Here is a 19,587-nt window from a genome sequence, read left to right as displayed (position 1 = left end):
ATCTCTGACCCTCAACATCCACCCCTCCTCTCTCCCTTCCTCCTCTCTCCTTCCACCCCAAGCCACCCACCAAGGCATCCCCGGGCCAGCCGCCCGAGCCGCGTCGTCCCTTCACCCGGCGCGAGGTCCCCCTCTCGCCGCAAGCCTCCGCGACGACCACCGGGGAAGATCATCCCCGAGCCCCGGCCGGAAGCCCCGGCCTCCGAAACGCGCACCGCCACCTTCGACGGTGCGTTTCGCATTCTCGACCCCGCCATTTTCCCCACGCCTGTAACCGCGCCCACGCTGAAGTCAAGCAATGCGCGCGATATGGCGCCAATTCAATTTCCATGACTTTTATGAGGTAAGCCTCTCCAGTCGTTATAGCAATCCAATAAATGGGATTGGCGCAGCATATTCGGGGTGTGGTGGGGGATAATCAATGTGTAACCAAATAACGCGGCGGCGGGACGAATGGACCGGCCGCCGGAATGGCGCGAAGGAGCCCCCGAAATGACGACCACCACCACCGCCCCGGCCGCCCCCGCAACCACCGCCCCGGCCCCCGCCACCCCCCGCCCCACGGGGGCGGTGTGGGACGCGCTGACCGCCCACCCCGGCGGTCGGGTGTCCACGATCGCCCCGGCCGCCGGTGCCACCCGCGCCGCCGCCCGCGACGAGCTGACCACGTTCGTGGGGGCCGGGTGGGCGGTCGCCGAAACCGTCGCCAAGGGCGCGGACGGCGTCACCTACACCGCCGTGACCGTCGAAGACGCCCCGGCCGCTGACACCGCCGACGAGACCCTCGTCGCTACCCCGGACGCCCTCACCGATGAGGCCCCCGCCCCGTCGACCGAACCGGCCCCGGCGGACGAGACCCCCGTCGGTACCGCCGCCCCGGCGGACCAGCCCACCCCGCCCGCCGGTGCCGCCGGTGAGGGTGGTGAGGGTGGAGAGGGCGGCCCGGCCGGTGAGGGCGACACGAACGAGGCGGCGGTCCCGGTGGTCGCGGTGGTGCCCGAGCTGACCGAGGAGATGCTGACGGCGGCGGTCGCGTCGCTGACCGCCGAGCCGGTGCGGCGCGCGTCCGCTAACGACGAGATCGCCCAGCTGATCGCCGAGGAGAACGCGCGCCGCGCCGAAATCCTGGCGGATCTCGAGCGGCGTCAGCTGACCGAGGCCACCCGTCAGGGACTGACGGACCTTCTGTCCGCGACGATCGCGGCTCTGACGGCGGTCAACGGCGACGACGAGGACGCGGTCGCCCCCGCATTGCGGGCGGCGTTCAACGCGGCCGAGGAGGCGTGGGAGGCGGCCGGGATCGTCGCCCCCACTCCCGCGCCCGTCCCGGTCCAGACCCGGTCGGGCGGCAACGGCAACGGTGGTCAGCGTAAGTCCCCGACCGCACTGCGGCCGCTGGTGAAGGCGCACCTGGATGCCCACCCCGGCAAGGACTTCACCGCCGGTGAGATCGGCAAGGTCCTCGGGAAGTCGTCCGGTGCGATCTCCAACGCCCTCGCCACCATGGCGGCCCAGGGTGACGCCATGCTGACCACCGAGGCCCCCATGCGGTACACCACCACCGCCGCCAAGGTCCCCACGTCCCCTGAGGACGCCGCCCTCGCCGGACAGGCCCCGGCCGGTGAGGCCCCCGCCCCGGCGGACGCCCCCACCGACAAGACCCCGGATGCCCCCGCCGCCCCGGCGGACGCCGCCTGAAAACCCCGGTAGGCGGGACCGGCCCCCGGTCCCGCCTACCGGCCGCGTTAGCCCCGGCCACCCGGCCGCCGCCCGTTCTGCCGGTCCGCGCCCGGCCTCCACCACCGCCCAACGCACCCGCCCTAGGAGGCCCCGTGCTGACCGCAACGGACATCCGCAACGCCCACGAAGACGCCCTCGATGCGCGCGGAACGATCGAGGCGAACCTCGAGACCGCCATGCGCGAAACGGATGAAGACGGCTACATGATCAAGGAGCTCGACCGGCTCGCCCCGGCCCGCGCCCTCGTGCGGTGGTGGTGGGATGTCCGCCACGAGGTCGAGGACATCGGGCACACCCCGCAATGCGCGCTGACCGCCGCCCTGAACAACGCCCACCGCTACCTCACCGGCCCGGCTCCCCGCCGTGCGTGCCCGTTCGATCAGGGCTTCGCCTACGGCGAGCACGCCGGAACGAGCGTGTTCTACCGCGACGCCGCCGCCCTCCTACCCGCATGGCGACCCCAGGCCCCCATCCGTCCCGCCGGGTTCCGGCCGGGCATCCCCGCCCGGCCCCTGACGTGCCCTGACGCCGCCGCACCGGCCGCCCCTGAATGCGACGCCGCCCTGCACGCCATGACCCCCGTACGGGCCTGACACCCCGTATAGGCGCCCCGGCGGCCGGTCCGCGCCCGGCCGCCCCACCACCCAACCGATACCGGCCGCACGGCCACCAACCGAAAGATGATCATGACTGTTTCGCATGACGTCACCGAGGTGTTCGCGGACACCTACCTCGAACACCCTGACCTGCGATCAAAGGCGTTCTCCTTCATGTGCGACCTCGGCTACGCCATCGTGTGCGTCCGTGAGCCGGGTGTCTCGTTCGACGAGGCGAATCTCGCGATTGCCGCCGACCTCGGCCGTATTGTTCGCGCGACGATCGAGGGCGAGCGCCCGAAGGGCATCGACTTCACCGGCCGCCTCGGCACTGACATGGCCACGCGGCCCTACACGCGGCCGATCGGGCCTTCCCGGTCGGTCGACGTCGCCGCCCTTCTGGACGCCTACGCCATGTGCCCACACGGCCAGGCGTCCAGGGCGATGGCCCTGCTGATTGACCTCGCCACCGCTTACGTGCTGGCCGAGGGCCTCGCCGTCTACCCCAACACCCTGTGGTGCACGTTGGACGCCGTGTGCGACAACGTCGACATGCTCGCCGTGCGCAACCTCGAACCACTAGCCGACCTCCGTACGCCCGAGACGGCCACCGGCGGCGACCCCCAAGCCCCCCGCTAGCCCACTTATCCCCGGCGGCCGGACCGCGCCAGGTCGCCTTCACCGACGAAAGAAGACGATCATGAACGTGAGTCGTTTCCGGCGGGCGGCCGAGCAGTGGGCGCGGACCGGCCGTCGCCGTTACCGTCCCGGCCCCTGCCACCCTCGCAACATCCCCAGTCACGTACGCCGAGCCGGGGTCCACGCCGCCGTCTACCGGGATGCACGGTGAGTGGCCCCCACCCATCCCCAGGCGTTCCGGCGACCGGCCGCCCGGCGGGGACGTCCCCGCCGGTCCCGGTGGCCGGGGTGTCCCTGACGGCGGCGCTTCGCGCACTGACGGACGCGCAGGCCGCGTTGGACACGGCCGGTGCCGACTCGGCCGCCTTCAACGCTGCTACCTGTGCGTTGGAGGAGGCGGCCCGGCGGGTGGTCGAGGCGGCCGGGCCATTGCTGGCCTCACCCGGCCTGCTCGGCCAGGCCCTCGCCGATGCGGCGATGCTGCGCAGGTGCCTTCGCGAGTGCGTGTGCGAACCGGAAAGGGCCGCCTCCTCCGCCCAAGGGCCGGCGGCGGTCGAGCCTTCCCCCTCGATTCCGGCCGGGAAGGCGTGCTCCTTCGATCACCGCAACCAGCGCCAGGCTGACGCCTACGATCATCTCGCCGAGGTCCTGACTCCGGCTCCACCGTGACGTCATCCGCCCTATGAGCCCTCGCCGACCGGCGAGGGCTCGCCTCCTTTCCCGCCACCCAGCGCTGTTCGGGGATGAGGGCGGGCGTGTGCGAGGGCGTCGCTGACAGGAATGGCTTGGTCGAGGCCGGTCAACCGCAACACCTATCAAGGCCGTCCCCCGGGATCGGCGACCAGACGCAGGACCCCATTGTGGGCGCGGACCGCAGAGTGTGCCTTGGCCTCCTCGCCCCGTCCCACGGGCGATGGATCCTCACCTAGCCCCCGGTCGACCAAAGCCGACCACATCTCCCCGGATCGTCCACTCACGGATCCGGACCTGCGCTCCTGTGTGCGGGGCCTCGATCATGCGCCGGTTGTCGAGGATCATGCCGACGTGTCCGGGTTTGCTCATGGTGCCGAGTGCGCCTTTGAAGAACACCAGGTCTCCCGCTGTGATCTGGTTGCGAGGCACGGGGCGGAGTGTCTGCCATTGGTCGGCTGCGACGCGAGGCAGGGTTATCCCGGCTTGGTGCCAGGCGTAGCGGACCAGTGAGGAGCAGTCGAAGCCGATCGTTCCGGCTCCGCGTCCGAATCCGCGTGAGGGTCCGGTCAGGGAGCCGCCGCCCCAGGAGTAGGGGGTGCCGAGCCAGCGCAGCGCGGCCTTCACCGCGACTGCTGCCCGCCCGGACGCCGGACCGGCGAACGGCATCTCGCAGGAAGGCACGGGGCCTTGCTTGGCGTAGCTGGCCGCGGTGGCGAGTACCTGCCTCACGTAGGCCGGGGAGTGGTTGTAGGCGGAGACCGCTTTCTCTATGTGGGCGGGTGCGCCGTTGCGGCGTAGGTAGAGGGCGGCGGCGGGGATGGCGTCGCGCGGGTCGTAGACGTTCTTGGTGCCGTTGTCGTCTCCGTCGGTGGCGTATCCCTTCCAGGTGGAGAGGAGGAACTGCATGGGTCCGGCGGCTCCGGCGTAGTTGGTGCCTGAGCGGATGCCGGAGCCGGGGCCTCGGCCGTGGTCGGATTCGGCTTTCCCGATGCCCGCGAGCACGCTCCAGGCCACCCCGTACTTGGCCCCGGCTGCCTGGTAGAGCGCCAGGTAAGTGGGCGGGATGTCGGAGACGTCCTTCCCGTTGCTGCTCCCGCCCGCCCGGGTGAGGGCGGGCGGGCAGCCCAGGAGTCCGGCGTCCATGGCGGGGCCGGGACCAGAGCGGAAGGCGGGTATGAAGGCGCCCAGGGTTCCGATCATGACCACCAGGACCACGAAGGCGGCACTGCCCGCTGCTGCGAGGAGCGGCACGCTATACCCCCGGCGGGGTGATGGGCCGGGGCCGGTTGTGGGCGTCCCAGGCGGTGCGGAGCCCGATCAGGGTGCGGCGGGGACCGGTGGTCCCGGCCGGTAGCCACACGGGCCCAGCCGGTCCGTTCGCTGTACGGTCACCGGGTACCGGTCCGCCGGGGGCGGTCCCCATCGTGTTGACGGCGGTTGCGATAGGTACGGCAGGGGTGCCGAGCAGCGCGCGGAGGTTGGCTTCGCGGGTGGGGTTGGGGAGCCAGAACAGGATGGGGACCCGGATGCGGTGCCGGGTCATGACCTTGGCGTATCCGGGCAGTTTCGCGGCGACGCGGGCGAGGGTCTCGGTTCCGGTGTCGTGTTCGAGGAAGAACTCCAGCGCGGTGGGTGCGCCGTTCACGGGCTCGGTCCAGCGGCCGAAGGCGTCGGGTTGGGCGAGGTCGCCCCATTCGGTGAAGCAGGCCCGTTCCGACCACCACTGCTCGACGTTCCGGTCTTCGTGGAGGCGGGCGTGGGCGTGGAGGCTGGTGAAGAAGTCGGCGACGCCGAGGTGATGGTTCAGTTTCTGTGACAGGACGAACTGGTGGAGGTGGTCGCGCCGGTAGCGCAGCTCTTTGACGGTCTGTCCGCGCATGGCGGCGACGGCGTAGGCCCCGGCGGGGGCGAGGGTCCAGCGGATGGGGATCGAGCCTCGGTCGTCTGAGCGTGGCTGGAACCGCTCCAGCGCTCCGGCGTGGTGCAGGCGGGCGAGGACTTTGCGGGTGGTCTTCGGGCTGGTGAAGAACACCGCGCCGATCTGGAAGGTCGTCAGGACGCGGTGCTCCCACACCAGATCAAGGATGCGGCGGTCTCGATGGTTGAGAAGCATCAGCAGCCGTGTCGTGTGGTCTGCGGAAGCCTTGGGCCTTGCCGCCGCGGGTCGGCGGATCGAGGGAGTGCTCATGCCTGGCCCCCTTCGAGGGTCGCGCCGTTGACCGCGCTCGGCTGGATGTCGGGGACCTCATCGGCAGGAGCAGGCGCGAACTGGTCGAGGGAGGCCACCCGGATCTCTTCCTGCCGCCCTTCGATGGGGTCAGGGAGGGGCCGGGTTCGGAAGGTGAAGGCGGGCGTGGGTGCTCCGCCGTTCATCAGCCTTCCCACGGCCTGGAACGCCCCTAGGTGGGAAAGGTCGTGTGGGGTGAGTTGGGGTCCGACGTGCCGGACCAGGCTCGCAGCGTCCTCGGGCGATGCCGCGAAGTAGATCTTGTTGCGGGCGTCCGCTGATACCGCTTCGCGCAGGTCGGGTGGGAGCTGGGTGAGGTGTTGGTGGGCGAGGGTGAGGGAGAACCGGTAGCCGCGGGCCTCGGCGAGGATGTCGGAGACCGACCCGGGCAGGTTGAGGAAGTTGTGGGCTTCGTCGACGTAGGCGGCAACGTCGCGGCGGGAGTTCTCGGGCAGGTTGGCGCGTGGGGTCATGGCCTGCCAGGTGTGGGCGAGCAGCAGTGACCCGAACAGACGTGAGGCGTCTTCCCCGAGGGTTCCCTTCGGGGCCCGCGCGAGAATTAGCCCTCCGCTGTTGAGGATCTTCCCGATATCGACGGTGGAGGCCCGGCCGCATAGGGCTTCACGGATGAATGGGCGGAGTAGGACCGCGCGGAGTTTGTTCATGACGGGGCTGATCAGTGCGGCCTGACCGGCCGGGGTGAGGGTGTCGTAGGACGCCCAGAATCCCTTGAGGAGTGGGTCGGCGTTTTTGCCCTTCAGCCTCGCGACGGTCTGGGCGCGGTAGCCGTCATCGGTGAGGAGGGCGGGTAGGTCGGCGAGGCTGGCGCCATCGCCGTAGACCTTGGCGAGGGTCAGGCACGCGGTCCGCATGAGGTCGTCCAGGCGTGGGCCCCAGGCGGAGGAGAAACAGCGGTGGAAGGTCGTCACGATCGCGTCCACTGCGAAGGCCCGATCCGGTCCGATGAGCACGTTGATCGACGGTGTCCCGTCCTCGGCCGGGTCGAACACCACCGTCCGGCCGATCGCCCGCTCGGGCAGCCGGTCGAGGATGTCGTTGATCAGGTCGCCCTTGGGGTCGATGACCAAGGCTCCCCGTCCGGCGCGGGCGTCCGCGAGGACCTGCTGGACGATCAGCGTCGACTTGCCGACACCGGTCTGCCCGAGCAGGTGGGTGTGCTGGCGTCCGCCCACGACGGAGGCGGCCACCGTCCGCTCCTTTCCGGCGTCGGCGTCGCCGAGGACACGTACTCCCTTGTCGTAGGCGGTGGGGACGGCGAGGGTCGGTGCGACGGGTCGGGCTCCGGACCTTGCTACTCCGGGTGCGCCGAGGTCGTAGGGAAGGTGGGCGAGGGCGGCGAGTTCGTCCACCGACAGCAGGTAGCCGCGCGCAAGCTTTCGGCCGGTGAGCTGGGCGGCCGGGTTGAGGAGGAGACGACGCCGCAGGAACTGCCCACTGTGGGAGTAGAGGGCGAAGGTGGAGGCGATCTCGTGGCAGGTGGTCTTCAGCCAGCCTCGCGCGGCCGGCCCGACGCGGTGAGAAGTCGCCGCGGCGTACACGACTTGGACCTCGAACCGCGGCCGGGCCGCCTTGGTGAGCACGTTGCGGATCTGTTCGGCCCGCTCGGGATAGAAGGCGGCCAGGCTGTGGCGCTGCTTGTCGCTGCCCGGGGTGATGAGGTCGAACAGGACGGCTTGCGGCGCGGCCGAACCTGCTCCGCGTAGTGCGGCGGCGGCTCGGTGGGCGCGCTGCAGGCGGCGGCCGGTGACGGGGCGGACAAGGATCTGCACGGCGGCGTGCTCACCGGACCCGAGTTCCTCGACCGCGCCGAGCAGCGCCCGGAGCGGGTCGTTCTTGTGCTCGGACAGCAGCGGGTAGTGGTCGGGCCGGGCCAGGACCATGCGGCCTCCCGCTGCAGGGATGGCTCCCGGAATGGGCGGAGTCGCGGGTCGGGCGGTGACCGTGGAACCGGGCCAGGCGGAACGGATGGTCTTCACGACTTGGATGTGGGAGATGGTTCCGGGAACCCACACCTGGACCTTCACCCCGTCCTCGCCCGCGAGGTACTCCCACGCCAGATGCGGCTGCCCGAACAGCCAACGCTTCCACCAGGGGTGGAGGAGCCCGGCGAGGTGGGACCACCAGGCGGCGGCGCTGGCGGGTTCGACGTGCGGCGGGACGGAGATCTCGATGACGTGGGAGCCGAGGGTGAGCCGGTTGTTGCGCCACCACCACAGCACCGACCGCCCACCGGCCACCGCTCCAGCCGCGAGCAGCAGCGTCCCGACAGTGCCGGGCGCGAATCCGGTGAGTAGATCGAGGACGGCCTGCGGTCCGCCGAGGATCTTGTCGAGAGGGAAGGCTGGCAGGTGGGGGGCGGGAATGGGAGTGACGGTGGGCAGGTGGGGCGTGTACTCGGGGACCACGAGCGGGGTGACGGTCGGCATGATCGGGTCGAGCGGGTTGTGGTTCAGGGTGTCAGCTTTCTCTGCGAGGACGGACGTGGAAGGCAGCGGGAAGGAGGCCGCGTGGTGCATCAGGTCGGCTTTCTGAACAGGGAGGGCCAGGGAATGCACCGCCGAAGCGAAGGGGAAGGCAGGCAGGTAAGGGAAGGCGAAGGGGAAGGAAGGCCAGGTCACAGGGCTTCTCCTTCGGCTGGGCTCGTGGTGGCGGTGGCGTGCTCGCGGCTGCTCGCGATCGAGGCGAACGCGGTCCGGGTGGTGCCGGTCCCGCCTTGAGCGGCGCCGCAGACGAGGCCTTCTCCTTGGGCGGCGGTGAGGAGGAAGGCGCGTTCTCCGTCGGTAAGGTCGAAAGATGCGGCGATCTCCTCGATCACCTGCGGCGCCTGCCGGAGCAGGAACTGGGTCGCGGAGTTCGCAACGACCGCCCGCCCGAGATCGGAGGAGAGAAGGTCGGCGGCGTCCTGGGTGACGACGGCGACCCCGGCCCAGTGCTTGCGGGCGGACTTGGCCAGCCGGTACAGGAAGCGCGCGCCCTCGCCGTGCTGCATGAGCGTCCATGCCTCGTCGACGACCACGAGCCGCCGCCTGCGTTCGTGGCTGACGACCTGACGCCAAATCGCGTCCAGGGCCAGGAGCATCCCGACCGGTTTGACTTCGTCGGAGAGGTCCCGCAGGGAGAAGACGGTCAGATGCCCGGAAGAGGCACTGGAGGTGGGGCCAGCGAAGAGCCCGGCGTAGGAACCGGTGACGAACGGCTCCAACCTGGCGACCAATCCGGCTGCCTCCGGCCCTTCCGCCTCGGTCAGGGTGGTCTGGAGGTCGGCCAGGAGAGGGGCCGGCATCGTCCAGGTGCGCGGGTCGGAGGTGATCCCTGCTCGCGCATAGGTGGCGATTACGGCCCGGTCGAGAACCGAGCGGGTGACCGGTTCGAGCTTCTCGGAGAACATGGTCGCGGCGAGCGTCTGGAAGAACAGTGCCCGCCGCGTCAATGCGTCAGGCGGCCCGTCGGGGTCGAGGTCGAAGGGGTTGAAGAACACCCCGGGCGATCCGAGCGGGATGCGCCGTCCGCCCACCGCTGCGGTCAGGGCGCGGTACTCGTCTTCGGGGTCGACCACCGCGACCTGCACGCCGTGCTGCAGTAGCCGGGAGATCTCCAGCTTGGTGAAGTACGACTTCCCCGCACCCGATCGGGCGAGCGTGACGCTGTTGTGGTTGTCCTGGGCGAACCGGTCCCACAGCACCACCCCCGAGGAGTAGACATTCAGCCCAAGCAGGACGGGCGCAGCGTCGAGCTGGGCGTCCAGGTCGGGGGAAGTGAAAGGGAAGGCCGCCGCGAGCGCGGTCGTATCGAACGCCCGCGTGAGCCTGACCGGATCGGATGCCAAGGGAAGGGTCGCTACCCAACCTTGCAGCGCCCGGAACGTGGTCGGTTCCGCGTCGAGCAGCATGGAGGCGGCGAGGGTCTTGACCCTTTCGATCTCGGCTTCCAGCTCGCCAAGAGTGCCGGCGTGCACGGTGAGGTAGAGGCCGACCCGGAACAGGCGTCCGTGTCCTCGGGCGATGGAGGCGGCGAGGTCGGCGGCGTCCTGGGCTGCGGTTTCGGCATCGAAGTCGGCGAGCTTGCCCGCCGCCGCGTCGGCGCGGCTTCCGGCCTCCAGCTTGGCGCGCTGGGCCTTCAGGCGTTGGGCGGCGATCCGAGGCGGGATGGGCTCGACGTGCAAGGACACGTCGAGCCGTCCGGCGTAGGTGGTGAGAGGCGACAGCCAGCCCGCGCCGACTTCTGCGGGGTAGCCGGCCACGGCGAAGGAGGCGCACACTCCCGCAGGTAGTTCCAGGGAGGCGGTGTTCACTTTGAGCGCGGTAGGTGCCGCCACGTCTCGGCGATCTCGGCTTCGCCCCGCGGCGTGCTCGTTCTTGACGCGGATCTTCATCGTTCCTCCTCCAAAAATCCGGTGATGATCTGGTCAGGGTCGGCGAGACCGCTCAGCCGGTCTTCGCCTGGCGACAGGGCATCGGCCAGGACGCGCGAGGCGGAGTCGACGTCGAGCACGGTGGCGGTGACGCCGAGGACCGCCAGAGCCTGGGCGGCGTCCTGGGCCTGGCGAAGGACCACGGCGGCGCTGATCTCGCGGGATTTGGCCCGGCGGCCGGTCGCGGTGCTGTCGCGGAGGATGAGATAGACCTCGCGTTCCAGCAGCACCCGGGTAGCGCTCAGCTCTGACAGGAACGCCGCATGGTCGAGGGCGGCGTCTTCCAGATCGGGATGCGGCAACGCCGCAGCCGTCTCGGTCAGGTTCTCGGCGAGCCAGGACAGGTCGACCGGCCGGGCCTGGACGAGGATCTGCGCGGGTGCCTCGAGTGAGTTGAGCCACCGGCCGAAAACGCCGACGAGGGCGGCCTGCTCCCCGTGGGAGCGCAGCGCGAAGGGAAGCGTTCCGGCTTTGACGATGACTGCGGTTCCGCCCTCGGCGAGTTCGAGCACGCCGTCTTCCCGCACGGCCAGGACAGGAAGGCGCAGCGGTGCGGGAAGGCGCCCGCGCATCCGGCACCAGACCGGCGGCGGCGTCGCCGATCCCGAGACACGTTCACGGGAGATCCGCAGATGCAGGAAGGCGGCCAGCCCGTAGCGGTCCAGCGTCATCCCGTCCCGCCGGGCGAAGGCCAGGACCAGGCCCGCCACAACCACAGGTGTGATGAGGGCGACGGTCACCGGCAACGGCAGGACGGTCCCGGCCGTTGCCCAGAACAGCAGGGCGAGGAACCCCGCAGCGGCTAGGAGGGCGAGCTGGTGGGAGGTCATCCCGTAGGCGACCTTGTCGGGCCGGTCGACGTCGGCCGGGATCGCGGCCGACAGCGGCTCTTCAGGCGTGCGTGACATCTATTTGCCCTTCTTCGGCGCAGGCTTCTGAGGTACTGGCTTCTGGCGTGCGGGCCGCTTGGGTGCGGGTTTGTCGACCCACAGGGAGAGCTGTTCGGGGCGGCGCGGCGGGCGGGGCCGTTTCGGCATTCCGGGAATCTGGAGCTGGCCCGAGCGCGGGGTGGGCCTGCGTGGTGGCTCGGGTGGGATGGGCTTGGGTGGGAGGCGCTTGGCGTCGATGGGCAGGGAGAGCTGCTTGCCGGTGCCCTTGGCGGGCTTGATGGGGAACAGTCCGGGCTGCACGGGACGGCCTCCGGGTGTGTGAGAACGGGAACCGGGCCGGGCGGGTGGCTCGGTGACGGTTGGGCGGGGCTGCGGGCGGCCGGGGTACTCGGTGCGCTCGGGGCGCGGCATCCGGTAGGCGGCCCCGGTGTCCTCGCTGGGCGGCCGGTGCTGGCGGCCTGGGCGACGCTGGCCGGGCGGACGCTGGCGGTGGTGCGGTGGTCGCCTCTGGCCGGGCTGCCGTCTCTGGCCGGGCCTGCCGGGCTGCTGGTGGCCGGTCGGCTGGCCGGGCCTTCCCCGCCCACCGGGGCCGGGGCTTCTCCGCCCGCCGGCGGATGCGGCGGCCTTGGCGCCCTTGCCGACTTTGGAGATCAGGAGTCCGGCGCCGCGGTAGAGGATGAAGGATTTGGCGAGGTTCATCAGGGCGGAGGGTGCGGCCTGTTTCCAGATGGAGCGGGCGACCCAGCCGGGGATCTTGGTCATGATGAACAGCAGGACGAGCAACAGCAGCAGGTCGAGCAGGTCCCGCTTGCCCGGCACCGCTGCCAGCCACAAAGGCTCGTCGTCATCGGTCGAAGGGACGAGCGTCCGCAGCGCGATGACGAAGACGAGCGACTGGGCGACCTGGATGGACAGCACTCCGACCAGGGAGCGCCACCAGAAGAACGCCAGTCCCTCGGTGTGCTTGAGGCCGTGGAACATCAACGCCAACGGAGCAGCCGCGACCAGCGCCATCGTGAGGGCGAGGCGAATCACGTAGGTGACCGCGACGCACAGTGCGACGACCACGACTGCTAGGCCTAGGAGGGTGAAGAAGATCCCGCCCGAGGCCAGGTTCAGCAGGTACAGCGAGTAGAGGTGAGCGAACGCCTTGGCCGGATCAACGGTGGACGGGCCGAAGTCCAAGAACGCCCTTGCGAGCGCGTTGGCGAAGGCGATCGCATACCCGCAGACGATCTGTGAGCAGTTGAGGATGATGAACGCCCACGCCAGCCTGGGCAGCATCTCGCGTGGCGTGATCTCGGTCGGGAGGGAACCGCCTGCCATGAGCTGCATGCCCGCGACGGTCACCAGGAGCACGAAGCAGGCGACCGCGATGGCCCGGCACAGCTCCCAGATCTCCCGGACCGTCGCCATCGGCTCGGAGTCCAGTTCGGGCGTGCCGAACAGAGTTGAGCCGAGCAGGTCAAACACGCCCTTAGAGGCGTCCTTGAGCAGGTCGGAGAACCAGCCGCTGATGCTGGACTTGGCCTGACAGGTGACATCCCAGTTCGGGCAACTCCCGTCGGTGCCGGGGATGGCCGGGCCGAGCGGCGGCACCGGCAACGACGGCTGAACGGGAACCGTGGGCAGGTTCCCCCTCGGCGAGGGAGACACCGGCGGCGGAGCAGGCGCGGGGCGCGGGTCGGGCTTGGACGGCGCGGGAGCCTGCGGACCGCGCGGCCCGGCCGCGCCGCCCTTCCCCTTCTTGGCCGGGATACAAGTCGGGCTCGGCTTCGGGGTGCGACCGGTGGCGAGCCGGGCCAGCTCGTAGGGAAGCGGGCAACGCGGTAGCGCCCTGGCGACCGGCAGACCTGTGACGCGGCCAGGGTGGGCAGGGGCGTGGCCGGTGGCCGGGAGGGCCGGGGAAAGGAGCAGGAACAGGACCGCTACCGCGGCGACTCCCACCGCCTTCCCCCAGCCTTCCCACCTGGGTGGAACCCTCATCAGACGGTGACGATCTGCTTGAGGATCGCCACCAGGATCGGAGCCAGAGCCGCGACGGCGTAGCCGAGTCCGGCGTACTTGAGGCACTTGCGGCCGCCCTCGACCTCGCCGGGGTCGCCTCCGGCGAGCATGAGCCGCACTCCGCCGACGGTGGCGAACAGCGTCGCGAGACTCACCAGCATCCCGACCAGGACGTTCCGGAAGTTGTCGATGACTTGGGTGAGAGTGGCAACAGGCGCGTTCGGGTCCTGCCCGGCATGAGCGACCGACGCGGCAGCGAGAACCGCGATGGTGAGGCCGGTCATGCCGAACAGGACGACACCGGCGAGGCGGAGCGGTGAGATCGTCCGGCACAGGCCGGTGAACTCCTGGATGGGGCGAGCATGCGGCTTTGTCCGGCTGCCGGCACTCGCCGGTGAGGCGGTGGCCTCGTTGCTGTGGGTGGCGTTGGTGGTGGTGTGAGATGTGGTGGGCATTGCGGCAGCTCCCCGAGATGCGGGTGGATGGTTGCTGCCGAGCTGGTGACGTTCCGCCGGGGTGGCCGGGGGCTGGGTGTCCTCCTCGAAGGAATCCAGTTCCGGATGGGTGCAGGTGGGGACCGGGCTCTCCGTCCGCCCCGGCCACCCCTTGGCGGGTTGTCATCAATGGCTCGACACTGGGAAACCCCGCCTTCGAGGCCGGGATTCAGGGTCGAGCGCTCATTACTTTGCGGAAACCTGACCATCGAGCACCGCCGCGACCAGTCGCTTCTCCGCCCGCTCACGCCGCTCATACAGCCGGTGAGCAGGGATTTCCAGGCTGCGGGCGAGGTCGGAGACCTTGGTCCCACCGATCCGGGTGACGATGATCAGGTCGGCTTGCTCGCGGGTGATGACTCGTTGCTCGACGGCGCGGCCGATGAGGTCGGTTGCGGTCTCGTCGTGGTCCGAGGCTGGGGCCTGGGCGGGCAGGGCGCTTACGGTCTGCTCGGGAGTGATGTCGTGCGGGTCGAGCGGCGTCTCGCGCAGGTCGCGGTAGCGAGCCCGGGTCGCGGCGCGGCGCGCAGCCCACATCAGCCGGGAAGCGATGCCTCTCCGGTCGAGGTCGACGGTCTGCAACGCGGCCAGGAACGCGGTCAGGAGCTCGGAGGCGACATCTTCGGCCTGGGCGTGAGGAAGGCTCTTACCGATCCGGTTGGTGATCGCCAGCAGACCGGGAAGGGCGACACCGCAGCAGCCCACCACCCATGCCGGGCCTTCGGTCCTGGAGCGGCGAACGAGCTCCGCCCAGACGGCATCGCGCAGCTCGTAATGGGCCTTGGCGTCGCCGGCCGATGCGAGGAGCAGCCCGCGGACCTCATCGAGGGGCAGCAGCCGAGCGGGCAGCCCGCGCCCGATCTCCTTGCCGTTGAGGGCGAGCGGGGCGGGGCCGGTGGTCAGGAGTGTGAAGCTGTCGGCGAGGGTGTCCAGGACGTTGGTCCGTCCGCGCCGCTCGAACCCGGTCGAGGCGACGGGCTGAGTGCGGGTGGTGGGGCGGGTCATGGCGGCCTCCGTGAGGTCGTAGCCGGATCGGTCGCCACAACAGATCCACCACCTCAAGTGGCCTTCCCGGAAGCAGACGGGAAGGCCCCAACGCTCCGCATGCCCCGATGGGGAAGGCCGCTAGACCACTGTTCGCAGCGGACTTCCCGCGCCTGTGAAACCACGTGCGAGCCGCCGAGGAAGCCCGCCTTCCCTCAACGAGGCATCCACGACGTCAGCCCAGGCGAGACGGGGTAACCGAGAAAATCGGCAAGGACTTGGTCAAGTGCGCCGACACGCACACCGCCCAACTACGACCGCCGGGAATCCACCGCTAACACCGGCAAGCCTGATTCGCCCGGAGAGTTCGATCGCAGGCCGGTTGCGGCGCGCTCTACCAGAGCGGGTTCCCTTTCCTGGACGACTCCGCCAGTGGTTACACCACCTCGTCATTCGCCTTCCCCATGCCGCTGACCTGCGTAGATCGGGGTTCCCCGGCGGGTTTGCCGAGTGTTGACCACGGTTGCCCGCCGAATCGGAGGCTGGTGGAGGGGTTTCCCGGTTGCAAGGGGATCGGGTTCCCGTCTCGGGTCAACCCAACGATGAACAACACGCCCAACCAGGCGAACAACAACTCAGGCCACTTCGAGAAAGCAGCCACCAACCTGGTGCCGCTCACCGTATGGCTCTGCTCCGACACCACCACCAAGGAGATTGGCAACGACACCACCAGCAAGAAGGCCCCGCTCACCTGCGTCCGGCACCGCACCGCTCCCGGTTGGGAGCTGGCCCGGCACCTGATCGCGTACTGCACTCGTCCCGGTGACGTCGTGGTGGAGGCCTACCCCTCCAGTGAGGCGGTGCTGGTGTCGGCGTGGGAGGCCGACCGGCGCGCGGTCGGGTGCCTGCCGCACTTCCCGCTCGCCCAGCACATCGGCAAACGGATCGGCGAACTCCTTCCGGCCGAAGACCTGCACGAACTGTCCTTGCGGGCATGCCGCCCCGACCAGATGAACCGGGCCCTCGCCGACCTCAAGGGCACGGTCGGGCTCGTGATCGCCGAACCTCCACCGTTCGAGAAGGGCGGCCGGGTTCCGATCTGGACCGACCAGGCATGCCCGGCCTGCCGCGCTGATTTCTGGGGCGTCACTGAGGAACGTCTCGGTTCGATGATCACCGCGTCGTGGCAGGTGCTGCGGCCGGGCGGGGTCTTGGCGGTCATCACCACCGCCCGGCACGGAGCCGACGGCCGTCTCGTCGATCCTGCGCCTCGGATCGTCCGGCACGCCGCAGCGTTGGGGTTCACCTACTCCCAGCACGTCATCGCCCTGCGGGTCCCGATCGAGGGCGACGGGCTCGCCGTCCAGTTCGCGGCCGAGGACTTCGCGCACCTGCGCGACACCAGGAACGGCAGCATCCCCGCCGCCGTGTCCGTGCACGCCGATGTGTGCCTGTTCACCAAGCCCGCCACCGTCGGCGGACAGAAGGGCGATGCCCGATGAACGCCAAGAAGCTCTTCCTTCCCTCCGTCCTGACCATCGGGCAAAGGCCTTCCCGTACGCAAAGGGCCGGCCGGTACACCGAGGAGTCGATGAAGCACCCCGCCAAGATGCTTCCCGACCTGGCCGCCGAAGTTATCGGCTCATTCACCAAGCCGGGTGAGCTGGTTCTCGATCCGATGTGTGGGATCGGGACCACGCTCGTGGAGTCGCTTCATCTCGGCCGCAGCGCGGTCGGGATGGAGTACGAGCCGGACTTCGCTCGCATGGCCGCTGACAACCTCGCTCACGCTCGCGCCCGCGGCGCGAAGGGGGAGGCTCGCGTCATGTGCGGGGATTCCCGCAACATCGCCTCCACCCTGGCCAGCTACCGGGGAGAGGTCTCCCTCGTGCTCACAAGTCCGCCGTATGGCGCATCTACACACGGGCATGTGAAGTCCTTCGGCCTCACGGGGGATGCCGGCGTCACGAAGGAGAACCACCGCTACTCCACCGACAAGCGGAACCTCGCACACCGGCCGCGCGCCGAGCTCCTGGGCGGCTTCGGGCAAATCCTCTCGGGGTCGGCTTCCCTCCTCCGTCCGTTCGGAGTGGTCGCGGTGACGATCCGCCCGATCCGGGTGAAGGGCGAGCTCATCGACCTTCCCGGCCTCGTCATCGACACCGCCCACGAAGCCGGACTCGTGCTGACCAACCGGCTCGCCGCTCTGCTGTGCGGGGTGCGAGACGGGGAGCTGGTCAACCGCACCTCGTTCTTCCAGCGGATCGAGACCAAACGCGCCCGCGCCAAGGGCCTCCCAGCGTGCGCGACCGCCCATGAAGACCTGCTCATCTTCCAGACCGCCGCCGACCTGAAGGAGGTCGGCCGATGAGACGCCGCACCTACAGCCGAGCCCACCACGAGCCGAACGCAGACCGGGCTACCGAAGTGCTGGCCTGGCTTCAGCTCGGCACCTGCGGCCGGTGCGGCCGAGCCCGCTACCTCAACCGCCGGGAGGCCCGCCGCGCGGTGCGGATCGCGGCGCCCGGGGAGAGGTTGCGCGCCTATCGGTGCGATGAGGCTTGGCACCTTCGCGCCGCGGTCGGCCACGTCGAGAAGGCCGGTTCTCCGGTCGTTGTCGGACGGCCGAGGACCGGCCGGCGGACGTGGCTTGACCTTGCCGAACGAGTCGAGCGGTCATGTGGGGGCCGCCGGGACGGTCGGGGGAACGGCCCCTGCAACCAGCCCCGGCGGCGGCCGGGAAACCATCCGGCTTCGAACGACAGTGACTGACCGAGAGGGCCGGGAGCGGTCGGAGGACGCTCCCGGCCTGGTCTTCCAAGTCGTGACGCCCAAGGCCGACCTCGCCGCGCTGGTGCGGCGAGAACAGGCACGAACGATCCAGGAGGTTCTGCGATGGTCAGTACAGCAGGAAGCGCCCCGTTCTCCCTCGACGACCTCGGACTGAAGCGGTCGACCAAACGGCCCCACATGACAGGGCTGGGCGGCGGCTACTTCCTCCAAGACGGCCCCTTGAAGGTCGCGTTCTTGGGCCGGACCTCGACCGAGGACCAGCAGGACCCCACTCTGTCCCTGCCCCGGCAGCTCGCCTCGTGCCACGCGGCGCTGCCGGAGCACTCGACCTTCGTCGCCCACTTCTACGACATCGAGTCCGGGCGCAAAGACCTCGCCGCACGCGGGAAGGGCCGAGGACACGAGCGGTTCTCCATCCCTGTCCCGCGTGACGGCGGCATCCAGGATCTGCTGGAAGAGGCCGCGAGCCCGAGCCGACGCTTCGACGTCGTGATCTGTGAAGAGATCGGCCGCGTTGCCCGCCGGTCCTACATCGGCACGATGATCGAAGCGCGGCTCGAGGAAGCCGGGGTGCTGCTCCTGGCGGCTGACGAACCGATCGTCCTCAACGGCAAGCGGTCCTCGCAGATCCTCACCCGCCGAGTGAAGCAGGGCGTCGCCGAGTGGTACGTCCTGCAGCTGCTGGAGATGTCCTGGGGAGGCCTCCAGCAGCACATCGAGCAGGGCTTCAACATCGGCCGACCGCCGTATGGATACCTTGGCCAGAAGGTTCCTCATCCGGTCCCCGCCCGCCGAGCCCAAGGTGCGACCAAGCACGTATGCGTCCCTGACCCTGATCGCCACAAGGTCGTGACGGCGATCTTCGACTGGCGTGTCGAAAGACTGATCGGCATCCAGGACATCGCTGACGAGCTGAACCGCGACCTGATCGCCTACCCACCGCCGCAGCCGGTCGACCCGTCCCGGGCCCTGGGCAAATGGACGTACTCCTCGGTGCGAGCAATCCTCACCAACCCCAAGTACACCGGTTACCAGGTGTGGAACCGGCGGGCGACGACCTCGGCGACCGGCCGCTGCAACCCGCCCGAAGCCTGGTACTGGTCGAGCAAGCCCGTCCATCCCCGGCTCGTCTCACTGGAGATGTTCCTCGCCGCCCAGGAGGTGACCCGCCGGGCCGAGAGGGTCAGGCGAAAGGCCGGACCCAACACCGCATGCGCCGACACCAAGCGCTCCTACCTGCTGCGGTCCTACATCACCCACGCCTCCTGTGACCGGCGGATGTGGGGCAAGGACAATCGAGGCACGACCTACTACCTCTGCAAGCCGGGCAAGGAGTACATCGACCCCGGCCATCCCCAGAGCGTCTGGCTGCGTGAGGACTACGTCTTTCCGGGGCTGACTGACTTCTTCAACAACCAGGTCTTCGGACGGCACCGGCGGCTGGAGCTCGCGCAGACCATCAGCGACGCCGAAGCCAACGCCCTAGTCGAGAGGGATGCCGCGATCAAAGCCGCAGAGAAAGCGATGGCCGAACTCAGGACCCGCCGGACGAACCTCCTGGGCAGCCTCGAAACGACGAGCCCCGACGCCGAGTTCACCAACGACGTCAAGGCCCGCGCCGCCCAGCTCAAAGCCGAGATCGACGCCAAGACGACCAGTCTGGCCGAGCTGAAGCACAGCGGCCCGCCAGCCGTGCAGTGCGCCGGTCTCCTCGATCAGCTACCTCTGGGCCGGATCGACCTGGAGAAGCTGCCCGAAGAGCTGCTGCGGAAGCTGTTCAACGCTTTCCGGCTGGAGATGCGCTACGACCACGTCACCAACCTCGTGACGGTCCAAATCACCAGCACAACCGAGATCATCGCCACTCAACAGGAAGCGGCCCAAGCAGCCCTAGAAACCCCAAAACCCGCACATGATCACGATCATGCACGGGTCTGTGTGGTACCCCCAACGGGATTCGAACCCGTGCTACCGCCTTGAAAGGGCGGCGTCCTAGGCCACTAGACGATGAGGGCTGGGCTTGCGGGTCCAGTGTAGGGGACGGCGGGGGGTGGGGCGTAATCGGTTTCGGGTCAGGGGGGTGGGGTGGTGG

The 19,587-nt window shown here is 69.6% G+C and carries 16 protein-coding genes, 1 tRNA gene and 1 pseudogene; 7 read left to right on the top strand and 11 right to left on the bottom strand.

All coding sequences use genetic code 11. From position 1 onward, the window contains the following. Positions 1–492: 492 nt before the first annotated feature. From ABD785_RS37910 to ABD785_RS37895, 4 genes are all read left to right on the top strand, one after another. The gene (locus ABD785_RS37910) at positions 493–1,698 is read left to right on the top strand and encodes a hypothetical protein (RefSeq protein ID WP_344838699.1); all 1,206 of its coding nucleotides are present in this window, start codon (positions 493–495) and stop codon (positions 1,696–1,698) included. Between the two features lie 134 nt (positions 1,699–1,832). Next, positions 1,833–2,333 carry a hypothetical protein gene (locus tag ABD785_RS37905; RefSeq protein ID WP_344838696.1) on the top strand — a complete coding sequence of 167 codons (501 nt, stop codon included), beginning with the start codon at positions 1,833–1,835 and terminating at the stop codon, positions 2,331–2,333. Between the two features lie 93 nt (positions 2,334–2,426). Further along, positions 2,427–2,975, top strand: coding sequence for a hypothetical protein (locus ABD785_RS37900; protein WP_344838694.1), 549 nt, complete (start codon positions 2,427–2,429; stop codon positions 2,973–2,975). A 288-nt stretch (positions 2,976–3,263) separates the two neighbouring features. Next, positions 3,264–3,644, top strand: a complete 381-nt coding sequence (locus ABD785_RS37895; RefSeq protein ID WP_344838692.1) for a hypothetical protein — start codon at positions 3,264–3,266, stop codon at positions 3,642–3,644. A gap of 252 nt (positions 3,645–3,896) precedes the next feature. On the opposite strand, the gene ABD785_RS37890 is transcribed toward ABD785_RS37895, so the two are convergent. From ABD785_RS37890 to ABD785_RS37855, 8 genes are all read right to left on the bottom strand, one after another. Continuing rightward, positions 3,897–4,919 carry a C40 family peptidase gene (locus tag ABD785_RS37890; protein WP_344838691.1) on the bottom strand — a complete coding sequence of 341 codons (1,023 nt, stop codon included), beginning with the start codon at positions 4,917–4,919 and terminating at the stop codon, positions 3,897–3,899. Position 4,920: 1 nt separating this feature from the next. Beyond that, a complete protein-coding gene (locus tag ABD785_RS37885) occupies positions 4,921–5,781 on the bottom strand; it encodes a replication-relaxation family protein (RefSeq protein WP_344838689.1) in 861 nt (286 codons plus the stop codon). A 71-nt stretch (positions 5,782–5,852) separates the two neighbouring features. Continuing rightward, positions 5,853–8,534 (bottom strand): DUF8128 domain-containing protein, encoded by a 2,682-nt coding sequence (locus tag ABD785_RS37880; protein ID WP_344838687.1) that lies wholly within the window; start codon positions 8,532–8,534, stop codon positions 5,853–5,855. Further along, on the bottom strand, positions 8,531–10,288 hold the full coding sequence (locus ABD785_RS37875; protein ID WP_344838686.1) for a VirB4 family type IV secretion system protein: 1,758 nt from the start codon (positions 10,286–10,288) through the stop codon (positions 8,531–8,533). The genes ABD785_RS37880 and ABD785_RS37875 overlap by 4 nt, the downstream gene beginning before the upstream one ends. After that, positions 10,285–11,235 (bottom strand): PrgI family protein, encoded by a 951-nt coding sequence (locus ABD785_RS37870; protein ID WP_344838684.1) that lies wholly within the window; start codon positions 11,233–11,235, stop codon positions 10,285–10,287. The genes ABD785_RS37875 and ABD785_RS37870 overlap by 4 nt, the downstream gene beginning before the upstream one ends. Then, positions 11,236–13,164 (bottom strand): TrbL/VirB6 family protein, encoded by a 1,929-nt coding sequence (locus ABD785_RS37865; protein WP_344838683.1) that lies wholly within the window; start codon positions 13,162–13,164, stop codon positions 11,236–11,238. 38 nt (positions 13,165–13,202) lie between these two features. Beyond that, positions 13,203–13,679: a pilin gene (locus ABD785_RS37860; RefSeq protein ID WP_344838681.1), complete on the bottom strand. Its 477-nt coding sequence runs from the start codon at positions 13,677–13,679 to the stop codon at positions 13,203–13,205. A 225-nt stretch (positions 13,680–13,904) separates the two neighbouring features. Next, positions 13,905–14,723 carry a hypothetical protein gene (locus ABD785_RS37855; RefSeq protein WP_344838680.1) on the bottom strand — a complete coding sequence of 273 codons (819 nt, stop codon included), beginning with the start codon at positions 14,721–14,723 and terminating at the stop codon, positions 13,905–13,907. A gap of 581 nt (positions 14,724–15,304) precedes the next feature. Between ABD785_RS37855 and ABD785_RS37850 the strand changes: the two genes are divergently transcribed. The 3 genes and pseudogenes from ABD785_RS37850 to ABD785_RS41410 all read left to right on the top strand — a co-directional run. Continuing rightward, positions 15,305–16,204, top strand: a complete 900-nt coding sequence (locus ABD785_RS37850) for a hypothetical protein (RefSeq protein WP_344838678.1) — start codon at positions 15,305–15,307, stop codon at positions 16,202–16,204. Next, complete coding sequence (locus tag ABD785_RS37845) at positions 16,201–17,073, top strand: TRM11 family SAM-dependent methyltransferase (RefSeq protein WP_344838677.1); 873 nt, start codon at positions 16,201–16,203, stop codon at positions 17,071–17,073. Before ABD785_RS37850 ends, ABD785_RS37845 begins: the two co-directional genes overlap by 4 nt. A 524-nt stretch (positions 17,074–17,597) precedes the next feature. Next, a pseudogene (locus ABD785_RS41410) lies at positions 17,598–18,599 on the top strand (recombinase family protein); the annotation flags it as partial. On the opposite strand, the gene ABD785_RS37840 reads toward ABD785_RS41410, so the two are convergent. The 3 genes from ABD785_RS37840 to ABD785_RS37830 all read right to left on the bottom strand — a co-directional run bounded on the left by ABD785_RS37840 (position 18,524) and on the right by ABD785_RS37830 (position 19,510). Further along, a complete protein-coding gene (locus ABD785_RS37840) occupies positions 18,524–18,718 on the bottom strand; it encodes a hypothetical protein (protein WP_344838675.1) in 195 nt (64 codons plus the stop codon). The pseudogene ABD785_RS41410 and the gene ABD785_RS37840 overlap by 76 nt on opposite strands. Positions 18,719–18,977: 259 nt before the next feature. After that, a complete protein-coding gene (locus ABD785_RS37835) occupies positions 18,978–19,172 on the bottom strand; it encodes a hypothetical protein (protein ID WP_344838674.1) in 195 nt (64 codons plus the stop codon). Positions 19,173–19,434: 262 nt separating this feature from the next. Further along, positions 19,435–19,510, bottom strand: a tRNA-Glu gene (locus ABD785_RS37830). Positions 19,511–19,587: the final 77 nt, after the last annotated feature.

It is taken from the genome of Actinocorallia longicatena (genome assembly GCF_039534125.1).
Lineage (GTDB): Bacteria > Actinomycetota > Actinomycetes > Streptosporangiales > Streptosporangiaceae > Actinocorallia > Actinocorallia longicatena.
Note: the sequence above shows the minus strand (reverse complement) of the source record. Positions and strands in the feature narration are given on the sequence as shown.